The following is a 19937-nucleotide window of genomic DNA, read 5'->3' as shown; positions in this document are numbered from 1 at the left end:
TTTGGGCCACCCCTCCGCTATGCAACATCTATTCTTCATCTGCTCGCTGTTACTTGCGGGCGTTATGGCGCAGGCCCAAACCCCTACCCCACCGACCAAACAGCCCATTGAGCTGCGTGCTGGCCGGATGCAGGCCCAGCGCACGCCCGCTGCCAACCGCCCCGACGTGGCCCCGCAGTTTCCGGGCGGCCCGGAGGCGCTAAGTGTCTTTTTTCAGCAACAGATAAAGTATCCGGAGGCGGCGCGCGTCAGCGACTTGACAGGCGACGTGGTGGTGCAGGCCACCGTGGCCGCTGATGGCAAACTGCAAAACCCTACCATCGTGCAAAGCCTTTCTCCCGCCTGCGACGCCGAAGCCATGCGCGTGCTGGCGCTCATGCCGGCCTGGCAGCCTGCTACCCGCAAGGGCCAGCCGGTGGCGGTGCTGGTGCGCGTGCCTGTTCCTTTCGGCAACTCCAAGAATCTGAAGGTGGAGTAAGGGCGCATTGCAGGCGCCCGTTCGTTGCATATTGTAACCGACAGACATAGACTTACCACGTATATCTGGGCGCGTGCAGCGTGCCCCTACTAACATATAGAATGGCTCGAAGTGGATTGAATACCAGCGGCAACGACGCGGCGGCGGATGCGCCGAAGGTGAAACTGAATAAGGAGAGCTTCCGGCAGGGGCTGCGCATTTTTCGTTTCACGTTGCCCTACCGTACCAAGTTCATCATTGGCTTGGTGCTGCTCACGCTGTCCAGCGCCACCACCATGGCATTTCCCTGGATTATCGGCAAGCTAGCCGATACGGCTAGCGGCCACCCGGTGGCCCTACCCAATGGCACCGTGGTGACCATCAACCAGATTGCCCTGGGGTTTGCGGCCCTGATTCTGTTGCAGGGCATGTTCTCGTTTGGGCGCATCTGGTTTTTCACGCAGGTGAGCGAGTTCACGGTGCGCGACATCCGGCAGGCGCTTTACCAGAAGTTTGTGACCCTACCCATTCCCTACTTTGAACGCAACCGGGTAGGCGCCATCACCTCGCGCATCACCTCTGATGTGAGCGTGATTCAAGACTCGTTTTCGCTGACGTTGGCTGAGCTGTTTCGGCAGGTAACGACGCTGCTGGCGGGCATCGTGTTTATCATGGTGGTGTCGGTGAAGTTGTCGATGTTTATGCTCCTTACCTTCCCGCCCATTGTGGTGCTGGCCATGGTATTCGGGCGCAAAATCAGGGTCTTGGCCAAAGTGACGCAGGATGAGCTGGCCAAAACCAACGTGATTGTGGAGGAAACCTTGCAGGGCATCAACACGGTGAAAGCCTTCACCAACGAGCAGTTTGAAACCGGCCGCTATACCAGCTCGCTCACGCGCACGGTGCAGGCCGCGCTGCGCAGCAACCTCTACCGCGGCGGGTTTGTGTCGTTTGTGATTGTGGGCTTGTTTGGCGGCATTGTGCTGGTGCTGTGGCGCGCGGCCACGCTGGTGCAATCGGGCCAGATGACCATTGGCGACCTCACGCAGTTTGCGCTCTATACCATCTTCATCGGCGCTTCGGTGGCCGGACTGGGTGAGCTGTATGGCAAGGTGCAAAGCACGCTGGGCTCCTCGGAGCGCATCCTCGAAATTCTGGACGAGCCCGCCGAGCCTACCCACCGCCCCGGCGCTACTCCCTTGCAGATTGGTGGCGACATTGCTTACGAGCACGTGGCCTTCCGCTACCCTACCCGCCCCGATCTGGCGGTACTCAAGGACATCACCTTTGCTATTCAAGCCGGCGAGAAAGTGGCGCTGGTGGGTCCTTCGGGCGCTGGCAAAAGCACCATTGTGCAGCTGCTGATGCAGTTTTATGAGCTGAGCGGTGGCAAAATTCTCATTGATGGTCGCGACGCCGCACTGCTCGACCTTACGGAGCTACGCCGCCACATTGGCATCGTGCCCCAGGAAACCATTCTATTCGGCGGCACCATCCGCGAAAACATTGCCTACGGCGACACCAGTGCCACCGACGCTGAAATCATTCGGGCGGCCAAGCAGGCCAATGCGTGGCTGTTCATCGAGTCCTTTCCGGAGGGGCTGGATACGCTGGTAGGCGAGCGGGGCATCAAGCTCTCGGGCGGGCAGCGCCAACGCATTGCCATTGCCCGCGCCATCCTGAAAAACCCCGCCATCCTGATCCTGGACGAAGCCACTTCCGCCCTCGATTCTGAAAGCGAGAAACTGGTGCAAAGCGCCATGGACGAGCTGATGGTAGGCCGCACCAGCATCATCATCGCTCACCGCCTCAGCACCATCCGCAAAGCCGACAAAATCCTGGTCATCGACGGCGGCCAAATTGTGGAGCAAGGCACCCACGAGGAGCTGGCCCATTATGACAATGGCCTGTATGCTAATTTGTTGAAGTTGCAGTTTGAGTTGAGTTAGAAATTTATTTTTTGGAAGCTAGTAGGTAGGCTGTGTGCGTGCTAATTTGGCCGCATGCAGCCTATTGTTTTCTCCAACGTACTTCTCTCCGCTGACGAATTTGCACAATTGAACAAGAAGGTTCTGTTGCGGCAGCGGTGGTGGTATTACTTCCTTGTCATACCTGCCATTTATGTATTCGTGCTGTGGAATACAATTAGTAGAGATGACCCGCAATCTTCTTTACCTGTTGCCTTATTTCTTGCAGCTGTGCTGATATTCAGCGTTGTACTTGCGTTTTCTCGTGCGCAAAAAAGGGCGCGGGAAGAATACGCAAAAAGTCAGCTTCTACAGAGCTCAACCACCTACACGTTGACCTCAGAAAAGATTCTGGTAAACAGCGCTCTAATGCAAAGCGAAAGCACATGGGCTACCATCTCCGCTGTGCGTCACCTGAGTGGGCCTTGGTATCAACTCATTACATCTACCGCTACGGGTCATTTGCTGGATACACGCTGCTTACTCTCACCCAACTCTACCGATGATTTTCTCCATTTGCTCCGCCAACAAGGAATAAAACTACGGTAACAAGTCACTATGTCTATTTCAGCCGATACTACTATTCGTATTCCCAATGTCTGCTTATCGCTGTGGCAATACTTCGTAATCAGCATGCGTGTCACGTTCATTGCATACCCTGTAATGTGGATTCTGCTTATACCGCTTGCTGTAGGGGTGTTGAGTTGGTATTCTTTATTCAATGGTAGCATTTCACTCACACAACTTTGGAGTAATGGTGCAGGCATGTTGCATATACTGTTGATGCTTTATGTTCCCATTCTACCATGCTTAACGTGGTATGGTGTCCGAAAACAGTATAAGGCTCACCACTTTCTAAGCACAGGTGCTAGCTATCAACTCACGCATGATCTGTTGATAATTGATACAGATACTATGCACACCGAATTGGCGTGGCCCACAATTCAAACCGCCCGTCGTATTGGCTCTTGGCTGATTTTGTTCGCATCAGCTAACGTGGGCCATTTTATCGATACAAAACAGATAGTAGACCCAGGGAATGCCGAAAGCATTTATGCTCTTCTACGGACGAAACAGATAGTATTGAAATAAAGAAGTCGTCAGCGTGGCATGGGAGGAAAGAGAACGTGGTTGCAGCTTTTCGCTACTTTTGCCTCATTCCAATTCGCTTTTCATTCCCTTATGATTGCCACTACTCTTTCGAAAGCTACCCGCGTGGCGGGTGCTACCTTTTTTGCTACCGGCTTGCTTATTGCCTCCGCTGCGCAAGCCCAAATTAGCACGCCTGCTCCCAGCCCCACCAGCACCATCACGCAGCGCGTGGGCCTCACGGATGTCACCATCACCTACTCACGCCCCGGCGTGAAGGGCCGCTCTATCTACGGCACGCTGCTACCCTACGGCCAGCGCTGGCGCACGGGGGCCAATGCCACCACCAAAATCAAGTTTTCAGATGATGTGACTGTAGAAGGCAAACCAGTAGCCGCCGGTGAATATGGTATTTACTCAGTCCCGGGTAAGGATTCCTGGACCATCGTGCTCAGCAAAGACACGAAGCGTGGCGCCGATGTAGCTGGCTTCAAGGATGCAGACGACGTGGCTAAGTTCATGGTGAAGCCCTACCGTCTCGCTGCCAAGCAGGAAACTTTCACGATGAACTTCGTGGACCTGACACCTGCCACCGCCAACGTGGATATGCAGTGGGAATCGGTGGGTGTGAAGTTTGCCATCAAGACCGATGTGGATACCAAGGTGATGGCCCAGATTAACGACAAGGTGATTAACAACGCCAACGCCTCGGCCAACGACCTAGCTGCCGCCGCTGTTTACTACATCGACAACAACAAAGACAACAAGCAGGCGCTTGCCTGGCTGAAGAAGGCCAACGCCACCGACCCCAAGTTCTGGAACCTACACACCCAGGCCAAGCTGGAGTTGAAAATGAAGGATAAAAAAGCCGCCATTGCTTCCGCTGAGCAATCAAAAAAGCTGGCCGCCGAAGCCAAAAACACGGAATACGTGCAAATGAACGACGCCCTGATTGCCGAAGCGAAAAAGTAAAGGCCTCTCTCCAAAGAGGAGGCGCCAGACGCGAGTCTTTCTACGCAGCCGCGCCGACTTGCATCGTCGCAGTTGTTACGGTAATGGATAGAAACCCTGTTTTTTACTGTACAAGAGGCCAATTGCACAAGCAGTTGGCCTCTTCTTTTTGATTGTCGTCTTTGACACTCGGCGGGAAGCAGCTAGTGAAGTGGTAACCAAACTGGCTGTGTTTAGTGGCCCGCATCTGGCTCCTACTCTTTTGGGGAGAGGGGGCGGGGAGATGAGGTAGCAAAGACCACCCGCTGCACAAGCCACGCCAGCCCTACCACCAACCCGCACCCGATAATATTGAACCACAAGTACCCGATATCCGTCTGCCAGAACAGCAGCAGCACCGTAGCCTGCGCCACTACCGTAGCCCAAAACGCAGCGCTTGCCTGAATCTTCGGCAGGAAAAACGCCACCATGAAGAGGCCCAGCATGGCCCCGTAAAATAGCGAGCCGAGAATGTTGACTGCCTGAATCAGATTTTCGAGGCGGGCGGCAAACAGAGCAAACCCAATGCCCAGCACACCCCAGCCTACCGTGGCCCAGCGCGATACACGCACACAACGGCTATCGGTGGCACGAGGGTAGGCCGGCCGGTACAGGTCGACGACGGTGGTGGAGGCTAGGGCGTTGAGGCCGCCCGCAGCCGAGCCCATGGCCGCTGATAGCACCACTGCTAGCAGCAGCCCTACCAGGCCATGCGGCAGGTAATGCAGCACAAACGTGATGAATACATAGTCTGTGTCTTTGGCCTCGGCGGTGGGAGCCGCTGCTTTAAACAAGGCCTGCGCCCGCGCTTGTAGCCCCAGCGCGGCAGCGGCTACGGCCTGGCGGTGGGTTTGCGCGGCGGCTATCTGTTCGGGATTGTGGGAGGTGTAGGCGCGCGCCAGCTGTTGCGTGGCAGTCCGCTGAGCCACGGAGAGAGTGGCCTGGTCGGCCTGTAGCTTCTGTAGTTGGGGCGCGTAGGTAGGGCTGGCAGCTACCTGATTCAGCAAGGGGCGGTTGAAGGTGAGCGGGGCCGGGTTGAACTGGTAGAATACGAACAACAGCACGCCAATCAGCAGAATACCAAATTGCATGGGCACTTTCACTAGTCCATTCATGAGCAGGCCCAAGCGACTTTCGCGCTGGCTGCGACCGGCCAGGTAGCGCTGTACCTGGCTTTGGTCGGTGCCGAAGTAGGATAGGGCTAGGAACAAGCCGCCCGTCATGCCCGACCAGAAGTTATATCGGTCTTTGAAGTCAAAGCTGAAATCAACCAGGTTCAGCTTGCCTTGATGGCCAGCTACCTGCATCGCCTCCGAAAACCCTACCCCCGCGGGCAGGTAGTGCACCAGCAGGTAGCCCGCCACCACCATTCCCGTGAAGATAACGCCTACCTGAAACTGCTGCGTAACGGCAACAGCACTGCTGCCGCCCGTCACGGTGTAGGCAATCATTAGTCCCCCAATCAACCAGACTGTCAGCGAGATGTCCCACCCCAGCAGCGCCGACAACACCAGCGCGGGCGCGTAGAGCGAAAGGCCGTTGCTGAGGCCGCGCTGCACCAGAAACAGCACCGCCGCCAACGTGCGCGTGCGCCTATCAAAGCGTCCTTCCAAGTATTCGTAGGCCGTGAACACCTGCAACCGATGGAAAATGGGCACCGCAAAAATGGCAATCAGCACCATGGCCACTGGCAGTCCGAAGTAGAACTGGATGAACCGCATGCCATCGGCGTAAGCCTGGCCGGGCGTGCTCAGGAAGGTGATGGCCGAGGCCTGCGTGGCGATAATGCTTAGCCCAATGCCCCACCAACTGGCCTGGCGGCCGCCCAGCAAATAGCCGTCGAGGGTGCGGCCGGCCGTGCGCGTGCGCCAGGTGCCGTAGCCTACAATAAACAGCAGGGTGCCACCCAGCACCAACCAATCGAGTAAACTCAAGCGAAGAAATGAGTTAGGTAGGCGAAAAACCCGACTTCGGCGGCCAGCGCACCTAATACCAGCCAGTACCAGGCGCGCCAGTTGGTGGAGTCGGTTGGTTCTGTTTTCGTCATGGTATCATGCATTCTGGCAAAGTAAAGATATCAACGAAGGCACTCGTCAATTCTTTTGTATTTATCTGTCATCCTGAGCTTGCGAAGGACCTTATCACGCCAAGACGAGTGGTTGCGCCTGTCGTTCCAACGTGAGAAGGTCCTTCGCAAGCTCAGGATGACAGACGTTGCAGACCTAACAACATCGGCAACGACCTCAACCACCCCAATTTTCGCTTTGCGAAAATGTCCCCTCCTCATCTGAGGAGGGGAGTTTGTCGTTCTTACTTCCCTCTTATCTTCTCACCCTCTTACCCCTACCCTATTTACCCAGCGAAATCATATTGGCCAGGATGCGGTAGGCGCCGGGGACGCCAGCGGGCAGCTCGCGGAACAAGGAGAGGCCGGTGTAGATGTAGTGGCCCTTGCCGTAGTCGGCTACCAAGATGGCGCTTTCCTTATCGGTTTCGCCGGGGTCGTGGCTGCTGATGACGGTTTGGTAGTGGCTGTCCCACTTGCTGGGGTAGTAGAGGCCCTGCTCCTGCACCCACCCCTCGAAGTCCTTGGCGGTGATTTTGTTGGGTGTGTTCAGCAGAGGTGCTTTGGGGTTGAGGAATTTGACCGGGGCGTTTTCTACCGTTACACGGTCGGTGGAGAGCGTGAGGGGGTAGGGGCCGATTTCGGGTAGCAGCACGCCGCGGCTCACCACGTACTGCACGATGAGGTTGCCGCCGTTTTTCACGTAGTCGAGCAAGGTGGGCTGGGCTACGCGCAGGCGCTCCACGGTGTTGTAGGCGCGCACGCCCAGCAGCACCGCGTCGAAGCGGCGCAGGGTTTCGGGCGTCACCTCATCGGCGTTGAGCAGGGAAACGGTGTACCCAATCTGCCGCAGGGCCTCGGGCACTTCGTCGCCGGCCCCCATGATGTAGCCGATGTTGTTGCCTTTCTTCGCCAGGTCTACCCGCACCAGCGGGGCCACGGCTTCGGGGAACAGCGTTTGGGTAGGAATGTGCTCGTACGCAATCGTCTGCAAGCCGCGGGAGTAGGTCTGGCCGTCTATGGTAGCCGTAGCACGAAGCTGGCCTTCGCTGTTCGTGCTGCTGGTGGGCCTCACCTGAAACTGCACCAGCTGCTCGGTACCTTTCGCTTTCAACTCAAAGGGCACGCTGGCCGGCTCCACTTGCCAGCCGGCGGGCACTTGCAGCGTGAGGTTGCCGCGCACGTTGTCTTTGCCAGCTAGCAGCGTTACGGGCACCGTTTTGGGTTGGTTATCCGCGAAAACATAGGCTTTGCCAGCAATATTTACCGCCACGGGTGGCACCACGGCCAGCGGCTGGTACCGTTCGCCGAGGACGGGGTCGGTGTGTTTATATTGAACGGGGACAGAAAAGAAGAGCGGTATTTTTCCATCTAAAGATAAATCAAAAGAGGTAGTAGCTACTGGTGGATTCTCTGGCTCTCCTCGTAACACCGGTTCTTGAAACTCGCTATCAATATCTTTAATACCTACTATTTTGTACATTCCAATGGATGCCGGTTCCCGAAGCCAATAAGGTTGTGATAGTAGAAAGTCACTATATCCAGGCAACGTCAATTTGCCAGTTACATATTTGTTTTCGCTCAGTACAGCTGTCTGTTTTGCATCGGTAATTGAGCAATCAAGCAGCATGGTGTTGATAAGATGAGGAGCGCGTGTTCTAACTTTTAGAAGCTTTAGAGGCAGCTTGGACCGATTCACAATAGAATATTCCACTAGTGCATCCGTACCTTCTCCTATTGTTGGGGCACTTGTTACAGCTTCCATATAAATACCTGCACAAGCTTTAATTAATTCTGAAACTAAGCTTGTCTTATCACTCAGTGAAATCCCAGTTTTTGCCTCTTTATTAGAACGGGCACGCTCATCTGCTTCCAGACGAATTATTGCGATGTATACATCTATCAGCCCCACCACACTCGCCGCTGGATTCGCCGCATCATACTCCTTAATTACCTTCTCTACCAGCTTCCCTACCGCCGCGCCGCCGGGTACGCGGTTCCACGTCTGGTCGATGCCTTCGAAGGGGTCGGTTTTGGCCTTGTCGCCTTTCACGGGTTGCAGATACTCTAGGGCCTCACCGCGCTGGGCGGCCGAGCCGAAACCCTGGCTGCGGTGCTGGGAGCGACTTTCGGCGGCAATTTCGCCGTAGCTCCTACCCAGCAGGGCGTTGTAGCCGCCCGCGTCTACTTTCAGGTAGCCCTCCATACTTTCGCCGGGGCGCGTGAAGTAGCTGCCGGTATTCCAGAGCAGGCGCTTGGGCTGCCAGGGCTGCACGTATTTTAGCTGCTCGGGGAAGCGCTTGGGGTCGCCGGCCGCATCGAAGGCTTCGGCGGCCAGGATGGCGCTGGCCTGGTGGTGGCCGTGGCCGGCGCGGGCGTCGGGCGGGAAGCGGGTGAACAGCACGTCGGGCCGGCGCTGCCGGATCACCCACACCATATCGGAGAGCACCTGCTCCTTGTCCCAGATGGTGAAGGTTTCCTGTGAGGTTTTGCTGAAACCGAAGTCGTTGGCGCGGGTGAAAAACTGGTGCGCCCCGTCGATGCGGCGGGCGGCCAGCAGCTCCTGCGTCCGAATCAGGCCCAGCTGCTCCCGGATTTCGGGGCCGATGAGGTCCTGGCCGCCGTCGCCGCGGGTGCAGCTGAGGTAGCTGGTTTCCAGCAGGCGTCCGTTGGCGAGGTAGGCTAGGAAACGCGTGTTCTCGTCGTCGGGGTGGGCAGCGATGTACATAGCCGAGCCGAGGACGTTGAGCTTTTTCAGGCCTAGTAAGATTTCCGAGGAAGACCAGGTTTTGGGAGCTTGGGCTTTCGCACTAGGTGCTGCACCAGAAGCAAGCAGTACGGCAAGCAGCGCGGTGCGAAGTCGGGATAGAAGCATAGAGAGGAATCAGGAGCGTGGCCTTAAAGATACCGGTCAACAAGAAAGCCTGCTGTGGGGTTATGTGACCGTGACGGTTGAGGCGGCTACTGAGGGACGTAGCTACGCTGCTAAGGCTGCTTGGCCCGCTGGCGTAAAATGTTGCGTTTTTACTCGGCTGTATAGGCAATGAATAAAAAGAACGTCATGCTGAACCGTTTAGACCGTCCTGCTGAGCGCAGCGTAGCGGCGTCGAAACATCTCGCGTGCTGACGTTGGATACTATCTGTCGTCAGCACGCGAGATGCTTCGGCAAGCTCAGCATGACGTTCAATCTTCTGACTTCTTAGACAGTTTTACTGCCTTTTCGGCTACAAGCCATGGCAAAAGCGCCAACGCGGCTACCGGCTCACTGGTTGCTTTCGTCGCAGTTCCCATTCGTACACGGCCCTACCCAGGTCGCGCAGAAAGGGGAAGCCAATGGTATCGTAGTCGTAGTGGTCGTCATTGAGCACGCCATCGGCGTTGACGTAGATGACGGCGCTGAGCAGAAACTCCACGCCGTGCGCTTCGTCGGCGATGTAAGCATTGTCGATCAGAAAGCCGTAGGCCTGCCCAATTTTGTTGTAGATGCGCACGCCCGCTGGCAGTGCGGCGGGCGCGCCGCCGGCCAGCAAAAACTTCGCGTAGTTGTCGGGGTAGGCCACCGAGTCGTAGGCCGGGTACTGGCTCTGCCGGGGCGGCAGCGACAGGTAGCGCCGCAGAAATTGGTAATCGTCGGCGCGCAACCCCTTGAAACGCTGGCGGCGGGGCACGGCTTCCGGAAACAGCAAGGCGCGCAGCACCTGCTGCTGCGCGCGTAGAGGAAAGAAGTTTTTGTTGGTGAAGTCGAACGGCTGGTTGATGCGCTGGCTGCCGTCCTGCCAGGCGTGGCCCACGCGCAGGCGCGTAGCCCGCAACGGCGGCAACGGCGCCGGATTGTAAGCCGCCGGCTGCCGGTACAACACCTGGCGCCGGGTGCTATCGATGAAAAACGTGAACGGGTTGGTGTGCCGCGAGCCGGGCTCCCGGTCGCCTACCGATAGTCGGCTGATGATGCGCGTGCGATGCAACCCGTGGCCGCGCAGAGCTTGGGCTATATCGGCCTGTCCCACAAACTCATACAGCCGGTTGTAGGCATCATTATCACTCACCAGCAGCACCTTACGCACGTAGTTACCTAGGGTAGGCAGGCCGTTGTGGGCGCTGCTGTCGGCTACCACCCGCATTTGCCCTGCAAAGGCGGAGTCAATCTGCAAGGGCGACTCGCGGGTGAGTTGAAGAGGCAAATGCCCATCCCACACCTGATTGATACTGTTGATTTTCTCCAAGGCCAGGGCCACCACTGGCAGCTTCACGGTGCTGGCCGGGTAGAAATACTCCCGCGGCCGCACGCGGTAGCCGTAGCTGCGGAAATGCGGCCGCCCCCGCGCATCGCGCCGAATCTGGGTGTAGAGTACCTGCACGCGGTAGGCGGCGGGGTGGCGCAGCACACGGCCAAACTGCATCGTATCGGCCCGCAGCAAGCGACGCAGGGGGTTGCCAGGCTGGGCGTGGGCCATCCCGCCGGTCAGCAGAGCAAGTAGCAGGCATAAAAAAACGGCGCGCATCGGGCCGGAAGATACACTTCCGCGTCCAATGCGCGCTGCTGCACGGAGCTATCTGTTTGAGCGTGCGTATTTACACGACAGTCAGTTTCAGCCTTCTTTGCCGTTGGTCTGGCTGCTGTCGCCGTAGTCGCCGCGGATGCCGCTGCCGTCGCCCATGTTTTCCTGGGTGCTTTCAGTGGTTACTTCGGGACTACCTTCGGCACGCTTCGAGGAGTTCATATGCTGCTGAGCGCCGTCGCCAGAACCGTCGGCAATAGTGGCATCGGCGTTTTTGGCATCAGAAGAGTCGATGCGGCCTTTTTCTTCGTCTTTTTCGGAGGGGATGGATGGAGTACTCATAGGAAATGAGGGTTTAGCTATTGTTTGCGTCGTCAATTTTGCCGCCGTCGTTGGCGGGGCTGGGGGCAGCGTTGCCAGTCCCGTAATCCGATTTGTAGTCGGTGGTGTTCTGAGTTTGGTCGGCCGTTTCGGCGTCTTGGCCGCCGCCTTGGTTTTTCTGGTCGGCACTGAGCTGGGCGCCGGCCCCGCTGCTGCCTTTGGCGCCGCTGGTGTCGGCGTGCTGGTCGCCACCGCGGTTGCCGCCGTGGTTGCCAGTGCTGTCGGATTCAGAAGAAGTTTGAGGAGCGTTGCCCTGTTGCTGCGAGCCTACGCCCCGCTCATTTTCGGGACGCTCGGCGCGCGTGCCGTCGTTAGGGTGCTGGTTGTCGGGAGAATTACTCATGGGTGTTTTGCGTGGAAAGGGTGGAAGAACGGGTACGAATTATAGGTTGACTTGTCCGATGCCGGTGCCAGCGCTACCAGAGGCGGAGCCACTGCTGGTGGTGCTACCGCCCACATCGCCTTCGTCGGCGTTGCCGGGCTTGTCGTACTCGGTGCTGGTAGCTACTTTTTTACCTGTGATTTCGTGGCCACCTGCGGTACCACCGCTGCCGGAGTTGTCGTCGCCGTTGTTGCCGGTGAGGGCCTCGCTGCTATTGCCAGCCGCCATGCGGCTATCGGGCTGAAATTCACGGGCGCGCAAGGCGTCTTCGGTTTCTTCGTCGAGCGGGGGCGTGGGATGCTGAGCCATAAGGATAGGAAAGTTCTGAGTGGAAAGAAGCGTGGGCCACCGCGGCGGCCTACCATTGGCTATACGGGCAGCACGCCGGGCGGTTGAGGCATGGTTTTTCTTGCGGCTTCTACCTCCCGATGATACGCAGCATAATCTCTCACTACCCAGAGTAATATAATGCCGAGGTATAGCTCTATCTGAACAACTTCAGTATCGACTATACTTACGCCGATTTTCTTCGCTGAAGACTACCGACGCATGCCATTTCATTGGCACCCAACGGCCAAACCGATAGGTGGCGCCCCAATCACGCACAGCTATTTGTTGTGCAGCATGCAAGGCGACTGCATCGTAGGGGTTGCCACAGCCTTTGCGAATTAGCACACGAGAATGTTTACCAGTGCTATCAGGAGAAAACTCTATATGCATTCGACAGGCAGCAGTTGATTGTGTCGGAATGCTCTTCCAATCGAGCGCTCGATAGAGTTGCGCGCTAAAATCCTTATCCAGCGGTTTACTTACCTGGTTTTTATACATGCGCTGGCTTACCAACCGACCATGTCGGAACAGCAGAAGCCAATCTTTTTCATAGATCGACTCATAACCCATGTGTTCATAATTCAATAGCTCTCCTAACGGCACATCTAAATTTCCATCCACCCAAGTAGCCGCTACCCGCCCCCTTGCATCTGGCTTAAACCAACGATTCAATGGAATATTTGGCCCTTCGCTAGCACACCCTGGGCGGATAGCCGTAAGATATAGCTGGTTGTTTTCTAAAAGCCATGTAGCTATATATCCGCGCCAGCAGGCACTAGACCTGCTTTCGAATTCCTTCGGCCGCTGCGGCAACTTATCCAGCCAGCCTTCTAATGGGTTAGAATACAGTCTCAGCGTGCTACCTTGATAAAGTAATATATCGGGCTCTTGCCCTGTAGCATATACTAAGCAATACGTATTCAGTATCAGCAGAATCAGAAGCAGCACTTTTTTCATAGTGTAGTTATTTCTTGCCGGTAATCAGATTTAGGACTGATGCTTGGTGCCTTATTTTACACAAATTCGATGTGTTATTACAAGCTCTTGTATTTCGTTAAACGCATGTAATGTTAATGTATCGGCTATATGAGTGACAGGGCACTGGGCGGTTGAGGCATGGTTTTTCTTGCGGCTTTTCCAGACCTTTCTTTTCTCTTACCACACTACGTTTCGCTATTCTGAATCTATGTTTACCAACTCCGATTCCTTTACTGAGAAAACCGACGACGCCCTGCGCTTTCTTGCCAGCCACCCTGCCCTCTACCACCCCGATATTGTGCGCACGGCCCAACAAGAGCTACGGCGGCGCGGCCTGACCTTGCCAGAAATAGCCCAGGGTGCTACCCCGGCGTTGCTTTTGGAGTACGCCCCGGAACCAGAGCGTTCAAACTCGGCTCGCGGGCTGCTACTTAGTGGCGCACTAGTAGCGGCTTTGCTGCTTGGTGCGTGGGCGCTACAGTCTACTGATGCCGATGCCGCCGACCCTACCCTTTCAACGGAGCGGCCCACATCACTGCCTGCCAGCGTGGTAGAGCAGCCCGCCACTACCGACGATATGATGCCCGGCTTTGAGGCGCAAGCACAGGAGCGGGTGCGGGAAGCCGCCGCCACAGTGCCCGCCGCTGAGTGGCGCGACTCCATCGCCCGCAACAACTACCAGCAAATGGTGGCCCGCTACTGGACTGCCGAGTACCAAACTGCCTGGCTGCTCACGCGCACCGGCCAGCGCTCTACCCCCGATCCTACCCTGGTGGGCAAGATCAATCTCATTCAGGAGCAGTGGGGCCGCCTGACGCACGCGGCCGAGTATAATTTGAAGCTTCAGCCTGTGATGCAGCAACGGCTGGATGCCATGCTGCTGGGGTACAAGCGCCGCAACGCAGTCCTTGGTTTACTGACTTATAGCTTCAACGGGCGCGACTCCCTCATCACCCGCGACATTCAGCAAGGCGATACCGCCGCCTATGCCGTGCGCTACCAAGTGCTGGCCGCTTCCCTTCCCAGGCAATTGCCTCTATTACCCTTGCGCGCCTACCCCGATGTGGTACGCACTCAAACCGTGCCCAGGCGCTCCCCCAACACCCACCCACTTTATCTGTTACACAACAGAGCATTCGTTGGCGACCCGCTTTCTGACAAGCTACCTGCGCCGGTAGCCGAGCTGTCGGACGCAGACATTGACTCGGTGCTGGTGCTACAGCCCCGGGTAGCCACCCAGGCTTATGGCCCCCAAGCCAGCGATGGCGCGGTCCTCATCTTCACGCATCCTCCCCGCCCTTAGCGCTTTTCTATGTCTGATACGCCGCCTGCTGATTCTTCTACCCCGCTGGCGGCGACTTCCGAGGCGGAGCTGTTTTATCTGGCCCAGCACCCTGAGCGCTACCCCGCGCCGCTGGTACACGCTGCCACCCAGGAGCTGCAACGCCGCGGCCTGGTACCTACCGAAGCGCCAACGCCCATACGGCGGCGCACGGCCCCACCCCCTACCCTGCCCGAAACGCCGATGGTGCTGCGGCTGCTGCGGGCCGTGTTCTGGCCCACGCGCAGCCATTGGGCCACGCCGGCGTTGCTAGATACCATCCTGTTGGTGTTTCTGTTGATGGTGTTTACTGGCGTGTCGGCGGTGCACCCAAGCGGCGCGGCGCTGGTGGCCTGGGGCAGCAACTACTCGCCGCTTACGCTGCCGGGGCAGCCGTGGCGGCTGCTTACCAGCTGTTTTGTGCACAGCGGGCCTGGTCATTTACTGCTCAATGCCAGCTCATTGCTGCTACTGGGTACATTGGCCGAGCCGCTGCTGGGCGGTTGGCGGCTGTTGCTGGCTTACGTGGTGTGTGGGGTAGGCGGCAGCCTGGCCAGCTTGGCCTGGCACACGGGTGGCGTCAACTCCGTGGGGGCATCGGGGTCGATATTTGGGTTGTATGGGGTGCAGTTGGCACTGCTGCTTACGCAGGCACTGCCGCTGGAGCGCCGCGAGCGACTCACCATGCTCTTCTTTCTACTCTACTTTTTGGTGAGCAGCGTGGCCGGCAGCACAGACGCGCACATCGACCACGCGGCTCATGCATGCGGTTTGTTCACGGGGTTGCTGCTGGGCGGTTTGTACGCGGCACATTTCCAGCGCCAACGTCGCCAACGGACGTAAATCGCTCATTTTCAATAATAAATACCTATATATTTCTTTCCTATATAGGATGTTTCTCTATATTTGATAGAATATATTCTGCTGCTCGCTCACCCTACCTCAACACCTTCTGATGAAAACATTCCTACCCTTTTTGCCACTTGCGCTTGGTCTTACCCTGGGGCAGGCCTCGGCCCAGACAATCTCCAACGGCACCCTCGATACCTGGGCTACGCGCAACAACGTGGAAGCCCCCACCAACTGGCTGAACACCGACGATGCCGTGGCAGCCGCGCCCTTTGGTGCGCTATTTCCTACGCGCTTGCAAACTGGCACCGTCACCAAAAGCACTGATTTTCAGCAGGGCACCTTTGCCGCTCGTTTGGAATCGAAGACGGTGAATGTCCCGATTCTAGGCAACATCGTAGCACCGGGCATACTGGCGCTTGGCAATAAGCCCAGCGCCAATTCCGACTATCCCGGCGGCCTACCCTTCACGGGCCGGCCAGCCAGCATGCAGTTCTATTATAAGCTCGCGGGCACCTACATCGCCAACGATAAGCCCACTGCCGGCGTGCAGCTCACGCGCACCGTGAATGGCAAACAGGAGCCCATTGCTTCTGGCATGCTGATATTTACGACCTCTGCCGATAGCTACACGCTGGCCACGGTGCCGCTGGTGTATACCTCTTCGGCCGCGCCCGATTCCATCCACATTGCCTTTGCGTCGGGCAGCAACGTTTCCATCACAACTGTTCCGCCTACCTCATCACTCACAGCGGGTACTACCCTCCTCATCGATAACGTGACGATGGTAGGCGTGGCCACCGCCAACCGCATGGCCCTGGACACGCGCAGCCTGACCGTGTATCCCAACCCCAGCACCAGCGGCGTGTTTGCGCTGCAAGCTGATGAGCCAGCCCTCCGGGCCGCGCCCTACTCGGTGCTAGACGTAACCGGCCGCGTGGTACGCCGGGCCGCCGCAGCCCCTGCTACCACCGCCCCCCGCACCATCGACCTGCGCGGGCAGGCCGCCGGCCTCTACACCCTCCGCCTCGACACCTCCGACGGCCGCACCGTAGTGCAAAAGCTGGTAGTGAAATGGTGAAATGGTGAAATGGTGAGTTGCAAAACCCGCCTGTCATCCTGAACGCAGTGAAGGACCTTCTCACGCGAGAACGATTGTCGAAACAACGACTCGTTCTCGCGTGAGAAGGTCCTTCACTGCGTTCAGGATGACAGGCGGGCTCGGTTTACTTCGCCGTGCCTAGCTTGTTCAGCTCCTGCATATCTGCTTCCGATAGCTGGATATCGGCGGCTTTCACGTTTTCTTCCAGGTGTTTTACTTTGGACGTGCCCGGAATCAGGAGGATGTTGGGGGCGCGGTGCAGCAGCCAGCTCAGGGCCACTTGCTGCGGGGTAGCGTCGTACTGCTTGCCAATGCCGGTAAGTTTGTTCATCACCTCCAGGTTGCCTCCGTTCAGTGGGTACCACGGGATGAAGGCAATATTCTGCTCCTGGCAGTAGTCCAGCTCCTTTTCCCACTTGCGGTTATCCACGCTGTACATGTTCTGTACCGACACAATTTCCACCGCATCCTGCGCTTGCTTGATCTGCTCCACTGTTACCTCCGAGAGGCCAATGTGCTTGATCAGGCCGTCTTGTTGCGCCTTTTTCAGGAAGGCCAGCGTATCGTCGAAGGGCACTTCCGGATCTACGCGGTGCAGCTGGTAGAGCTCAATCTGCTCCAGGCGCAGGCGTTTCAGGCTGCCTTCCAGGGCCTCGCGCAGGTGGTCGGGGTGGGCATTCACGGGCCACTGGTTGGGGCCGGTGCGCAGCAGGCCGCCCTTGGTGGCAATCACCAGGTCGGCAGGGTAGGGATACAGGGCCTCGGCAATCAGCTCCTCCGACACGTTGGGGCCGTAACTGTCGGCGGTATCGATGAAATTGATGCCCAACTCCACGGTTTTTTTCAAGACCCGAATGGCCTCGTCGTGGTCCTGGGGTGGTCCCCAGATGCCTTCGCCCGTGATGCGCATGGCGCCGTAGCCCATGCGGTTGATAGTTTTGTCGCCGGCCAGCGAGAAGGTGGCCGAAAAGGTGGTGTCGTTTGCCATGAGAAAGGTAGGTGGTGGAAGGGATGGAACGTGTGCCCGCCGTGGGGAGGGGCAGTCTGATAACAGGGGAAGGTGCTAATGGTTGAAATAGAGCGGGAAAGCCCGAAATCCTGTTCAACGAGCCGGGTAGCCTGCCGTACACAGGGCAACGGTACCCACCTCCTGCAGCAGTAGCAGCGGCTATACATCGGGTACTGATCTGTTCAGTATGGAAGCGCAGCTTTTTCCTACCTACCTGGGCTTGCCCCGCCGCCGCGTGGATGCCCGCCAGAAAGTAACGGGCGCCGTCCGCTACGCCGCCGAGCACGTGGTGCCCGACTGCCTGCACGGCGTGCTGGTGACCAGCGCTATTGCCAAAGGCCGCATTCAGGAAATCGACACTCAACGCGCGGCACAGATGCCGGGCGTGCGCGGTATCATGACGCATCAGAACGCGCCTACCGTGCCCGGCTACCTCAGCAAAGAGCACAACCACAACCCGCGGGTAGAAGGCCAGGAGCTGCGCGTGTTCTACGATGAGCAGATCCATTTCAGCAACCAGCCCGTGGCTCTGGTGATGGCCGATACGCTGGAGCAGGCACAAGGCGCCGCCGCGCTGGTGCAAGTGAAATACGTTGCCGAATCTGCCCAAACCAATCTGACGGAGCACCTAGCACACGGCACTACGCCCGAACAGGAACCCGACTACCACCGTGGCCAGCGCCACGCCTACCGCACCGCGCCCGTGCAGGTAGAGCAGACGTATCAGACGCCCATTCAGGTGCACAACCCTATGGAAACCCATGCCGCCATTGCACAGTGGCAGGGCGATGAGTTGACCGTGTACAACAAAACGCAGGGCGCTAAGCTGGCGCAGCAGGATCTGATGCGCATGTTTCAGCTGCCCATCGAGAAAGTGCACGTGCACTCGCCGTTTGTGGGCGGGGCGTTTGGTGGGTCGTCGCGGATATGGCCGCATGAGGTGGCTGCCATCCTGGGCGCCCGCCTGATGGAGCGCCCGGTGAAGGTGATGCTGACCCGCGACCAGGAATTCAATATGGTGGGCTACCGGCCGCAATCGGTGCAGAAGGTGGGGCTGGGTGCCCTGCCCGACGGCACGTTGGTGGGCATCAGCCACGAAGGCCACGGCCTGACCTCGCGCTACGAAACGTTTGCCGAGCGCATGGTGCACCCCACCAAAGCCGCTTACCGTTGCCCCAACCTGGATACCACCTACCGCGTGGTACCGCTGGATATGAGCACGCCCTGCTGGACCCGCGGCCCCGGCGAAACCAGCGGCTCCTTCGCCCTGGAATCGGCCATGGACGAGCTGGCCTATAAGCTGGGCATGGACCCGCTGGCCCTGCGCCTGCACAACTTTGCCGAAACCGACCCAGAGAAAGACAAGCCGTGGTCGAGCAACGGTCTGCGCGCTTGCTACCAGCAAGGTGCCGAACGGTTTGGATGGGCGCGGCGCAACCCAGAGCCGCGTAGCATGCGCCAGGGTGAGTGGCTGGTAGGATGGGGCATGAGCATGGGCATCTACCACGCCTCGCGGGCGGCCGCGTCGGCCCACGCCCGCCTCAGCGCCGACGGCTCCTTGCTGGTACAAAGCGGCACCGCCGACGTAGGCCCCGGCACGGCCACCATCATGACGCAGATTGCCGCCGAAGCCCTGGGCTTGGCGCCGGAGCACATTCGGTTTGAGCTGGGCGACGCAGCGTTTCCGCACGCACCGGGGCAGTTTGGGTCGCTCACGGCGGTATCGGTGGGGTCGGCGGTGCATGAGGTTTGTACTGCCCTGAAGCTGCAATTGCAAGGGCTGCTCACGCAGCTTCCCGACCCTACCTTCCAGCAGCTCATGCCGGCTGAGCTGGTGTTTGCCGAGGGCAGCATCCGCCACGCGCATAACCCGGCCGTTTGTATTTCCTACCCTGAGGTGTTGCAACAAAGCCACTTGCCGGCCATTGAAGCTACATTAGAATCGAAGCCCAAGCAGCCGACGCATTCCGGCAAGTCCTTCGCGGCGCATTTTGTGGAGGTGCACGTGCACCCTGCTACCGGCGAGGTACGCGTGGCGCGGGTAGTATCGGCCTTGGATACGGGGCGGGTGCTCAACCAACGCACGGCCCGCAGCCAAGCCTATGGCGCGGTGGTGTGGGGCATTGGGCTGGCACTACTGGAAGATGCCGTCCTCGACCACCGCACGGGCCGCTTCGTGAATCACAACTTAGCCGAGTACCACGTGTCCACCAACGCCGACGTACCGGACATCGACATTATCCTGCTCGACCAACCCGACCCCTACCTGACGCCCACCGGCGCCAAAGGCATGGGCGAAATCGGCCTGGTGGGCTTCACGGCGGCTATTGCCAACGCGGTATTTCACGCCACTGGCACACGCGTGCGGGAGTTGCCCATCACGCCAGACAAGCTGCTGTAAGGGTAGCGAATGGCGTGGGGCTGTGCCCCGTGCCGACTATGCGCAGGCCTCTGGCCTGCCGTCGTCCGTGGCGTTAGGGACGCTCTAGTGCGTCGTTCTAACGGGCAGGCCAGAGG

At 58.2% G+C, this 19937-nt stretch carries 17 protein-coding genes; 9 read left to right on the top strand and 8 right to left on the bottom strand.

Features of this window, described 5'->3' with window-relative positions; translation table 11 throughout:
* Positions 1-19: 19 nt before the first annotated feature.
* From H8B15_RS14955 to H8B15_RS14935, 5 genes are all read left to right on the top strand, one after another.
* A complete protein-coding gene (locus H8B15_RS14955; RefSeq protein WP_187320480.1) occupies positions 20-478 on the top strand; it encodes an energy transducer TonB in 459 nt (152 codons plus the stop codon).
* Between the two features lie 101 nt (positions 479-579).
* Positions 580-2406, top strand: coding sequence for an ABC transporter ATP-binding protein (locus H8B15_RS14950; protein ID WP_187320479.1), 1827 nt, complete (start codon positions 580-582; stop codon positions 2404-2406).
* A gap of 54 nt (positions 2407-2460) precedes the next feature.
* Positions 2461-2973: a hypothetical protein gene (locus tag H8B15_RS14945; protein ID WP_187320478.1), complete on the top strand. Its 513-nt coding sequence runs from the start codon at positions 2461-2463 to the stop codon at positions 2971-2973.
* Between the two features lie 9 nt (positions 2974-2982).
* Entirely contained in the window at positions 2983-3516 is a 534-nt protein-coding gene (locus H8B15_RS14940) for a hypothetical protein (RefSeq protein ID WP_187320477.1), read from the top strand.
* Between the two features lie 90 nt (positions 3517-3606).
* On the top strand, positions 3607-4485 hold the full coding sequence (locus H8B15_RS14935) for a DUF2911 domain-containing protein (protein ID WP_187320476.1): 879 nt from the start codon (positions 3607-3609) through the stop codon (positions 4483-4485).
* Between the two features lie 233 nt (positions 4486-4718).
* Here the strand turns inward: H8B15_RS14935 and H8B15_RS14930 are convergent, their stop codons facing one another.
* From H8B15_RS14930 to H8B15_RS14900, 7 genes are all read right to left on the bottom strand, one after another.
* Complete coding sequence (locus H8B15_RS14930; RefSeq protein WP_187320475.1) at positions 4719-6437, bottom strand: sodium:solute symporter family protein; 1719 nt, start codon at positions 6435-6437, stop codon at positions 4719-4721.
* Positions 6438-6851: 414 nt separating this feature from the next.
* Positions 6852-9443: a PIG-L family deacetylase gene (locus H8B15_RS14925; protein WP_187320474.1), complete on the bottom strand. Its 2592-nt coding sequence runs from the start codon at positions 9441-9443 to the stop codon at positions 6852-6854.
* Between the two features lie 380 nt (positions 9444-9823).
* Positions 9824-11071 carry a serine hydrolase gene (locus tag H8B15_RS14920; protein ID WP_187320473.1) on the bottom strand — a complete coding sequence of 416 codons (1248 nt, stop codon included), beginning with the start codon at positions 11069-11071 and terminating at the stop codon, positions 9824-9826.
* An 87-nt stretch (positions 11072-11158) separates the two neighbouring features.
* Positions 11159-11410, bottom strand: a complete 252-nt coding sequence (locus tag H8B15_RS14915) for a hypothetical protein (RefSeq protein WP_187320472.1) — start codon at positions 11408-11410, stop codon at positions 11159-11161.
* Positions 11411-11423: 13 nt separating this feature from the next.
* The gene (locus H8B15_RS14910) at positions 11424-11792 is read right to left on the bottom strand and encodes a hypothetical protein (RefSeq protein ID WP_187320471.1); all 369 of its coding nucleotides are present in this window, start codon (positions 11790-11792) and stop codon (positions 11424-11426) included.
* Positions 11793-11831: 39 nt separating this feature from the next.
* Positions 11832-12140, bottom strand: coding sequence for a hypothetical protein (locus H8B15_RS14905; protein ID WP_187320470.1), 309 nt, complete (start codon positions 12138-12140; stop codon positions 11832-11834).
* A 189-nt stretch (positions 12141-12329) separates the two neighbouring features.
* The gene (locus H8B15_RS14900) at positions 12330-13118 is read right to left on the bottom strand and encodes a hypothetical protein (protein ID WP_187320469.1); all 789 of its coding nucleotides are present in this window, start codon (positions 13116-13118) and stop codon (positions 12330-12332) included.
* A 229-nt stretch (positions 13119-13347) separates the two neighbouring features.
* Between H8B15_RS14900 and H8B15_RS14895 the strand changes: the two genes are divergently transcribed.
* The 3 genes from H8B15_RS14895 to H8B15_RS14885 all read left to right on the top strand — a co-directional run bounded on the left by H8B15_RS14895 (position 13348) and on the right by H8B15_RS14885 (position 16390).
* Entirely contained in the window at positions 13348-14442 is a 1095-nt protein-coding gene (locus tag H8B15_RS14895) for a hypothetical protein (RefSeq protein ID WP_187320468.1), read from the top strand.
* A gap of 9 nt (positions 14443-14451) precedes the next feature.
* Positions 14452-15303: a rhomboid family intramembrane serine protease gene (locus H8B15_RS14890; RefSeq protein WP_187320467.1), complete on the top strand. Its 852-nt coding sequence runs from the start codon at positions 14452-14454 to the stop codon at positions 15301-15303.
* Between the two features lie 112 nt (positions 15304-15415).
* Positions 15416-16390, top strand: coding sequence for a T9SS type A sorting domain-containing protein (locus H8B15_RS14885; protein ID WP_187320466.1), 975 nt, complete (start codon positions 15416-15418; stop codon positions 16388-16390).
* Positions 16391-16535: 145 nt separating this feature from the next.
* On the opposite strand, the gene H8B15_RS14880 is transcribed toward H8B15_RS14885, so the two are convergent.
* Positions 16536-17399 (bottom strand): aldo/keto reductase, encoded by an 864-nt coding sequence (locus H8B15_RS14880; protein ID WP_187320465.1) that lies wholly within the window; start codon positions 17397-17399, stop codon positions 16536-16538.
* A gap of 208 nt (positions 17400-17607) precedes the next feature.
* Between H8B15_RS14880 and H8B15_RS14875 the strand changes: the two genes are divergently transcribed.
* Positions 17608-19821, top strand: a complete 2214-nt coding sequence (locus tag H8B15_RS14875; protein ID WP_187320464.1) for a xanthine dehydrogenase family protein molybdopterin-binding subunit — start codon at positions 17608-17610, stop codon at positions 19819-19821.
* Positions 19822-19937 lie beyond the last annotated feature (116 nt).

This window comes from Hymenobacter citatus (assembly GCF_014333615.1).
Lineage (GTDB): Bacteria > Bacteroidota > Bacteroidia > Cytophagales > Hymenobacteraceae > Hymenobacter > Hymenobacter citatus.
The sequence above is the reverse complement of the archived record's forward strand: the minus strand, read 5'-3'. Positions and strand labels throughout refer to the sequence as shown.

What these genes read in the sequence shown, in the direction of transcription:
- H8B15_RS14955 (WP_187320480.1), top strand. Translation starts at nt 20, where the DNA reads ATGCAACATCTATTCTTCATCTGCTCGCTGTTACTTGCGGGCGTTATG.
- H8B15_RS14950 (WP_187320479.1), top strand. Translation starts at nt 580, where the DNA reads ATGGCTCGAAGTGGATTGAATACCAGCGGCAACGACGCGGCGGCGGAT.
- H8B15_RS14945 (WP_187320478.1), top strand. Translation starts at nt 2,461, where the DNA reads ATGCAGCCTATTGTTTTCTCCAACGTACTTCTCTCCGCTGACGAATTT.
- H8B15_RS14940 (WP_187320477.1), top strand. Translation starts at nt 2,983, where the DNA reads ATGTCTATTTCAGCCGATACTACTATTCGTATTCCCAATGTCTGCTTA.
- H8B15_RS14935 (WP_187320476.1), top strand. Translation starts at nt 3,607, where the DNA reads ATGATTGCCACTACTCTTTCGAAAGCTACCCGCGTGGCGGGTGCTACC.
- H8B15_RS14925 (WP_187320474.1), bottom strand. Translation starts at nt 9,443, where the DNA reads ATGCTTCTATCCCGACTTCGCACCGCGCTGCTTGCCGTACTGCTTGCT.
- H8B15_RS14920 (WP_187320473.1), bottom strand. Translation starts at nt 11,071, where the DNA reads ATGCGCGCCGTTTTTTTATGCCTGCTACTTGCTCTGCTGACCGGCGGG.
- H8B15_RS14915 (WP_187320472.1), bottom strand. Translation starts at nt 11,410, where the DNA reads ATGAGTACTCCATCCATCCCCTCCGAAAAAGACGAAGAAAAAGGCCGC.
- H8B15_RS14910 (WP_187320471.1), bottom strand. Translation starts at nt 11,792, where the DNA reads ATGAGTAATTCTCCCGACAACCAGCACCCTAACGACGGCACGCGCGCC.
- H8B15_RS14905 (WP_187320470.1), bottom strand. Translation starts at nt 12,140, where the DNA reads ATGGCTCAGCATCCCACGCCCCCGCTCGACGAAGAAACCGAAGACGCC.
- H8B15_RS14900 (WP_187320469.1), bottom strand. Translation starts at nt 13,118, where the DNA reads ATGAAAAAAGTGCTGCTTCTGATTCTGCTGATACTGAATACGTATTGC.
- H8B15_RS14895 (WP_187320468.1), top strand. Translation starts at nt 13,348, where the DNA reads ATGTTTACCAACTCCGATTCCTTTACTGAGAAAACCGACGACGCCCTG.
- H8B15_RS14890 (WP_187320467.1), top strand. Translation starts at nt 14,452, where the DNA reads ATGTCTGATACGCCGCCTGCTGATTCTTCTACCCCGCTGGCGGCGACT.
- H8B15_RS14885 (WP_187320466.1), top strand. Translation starts at nt 15,416, where the DNA reads ATGAAAACATTCCTACCCTTTTTGCCACTTGCGCTTGGTCTTACCCTG.
- H8B15_RS14880 (WP_187320465.1), bottom strand. Translation starts at nt 17,399, where the DNA reads ATGGCAAACGACACCACCTTTTCGGCCACCTTCTCGCTGGCCGGCGAC.
- H8B15_RS14875 (WP_187320464.1), top strand. Translation starts at nt 17,608, where the DNA reads ATGGAAGCGCAGCTTTTTCCTACCTACCTGGGCTTGCCCCGCCGCCGC.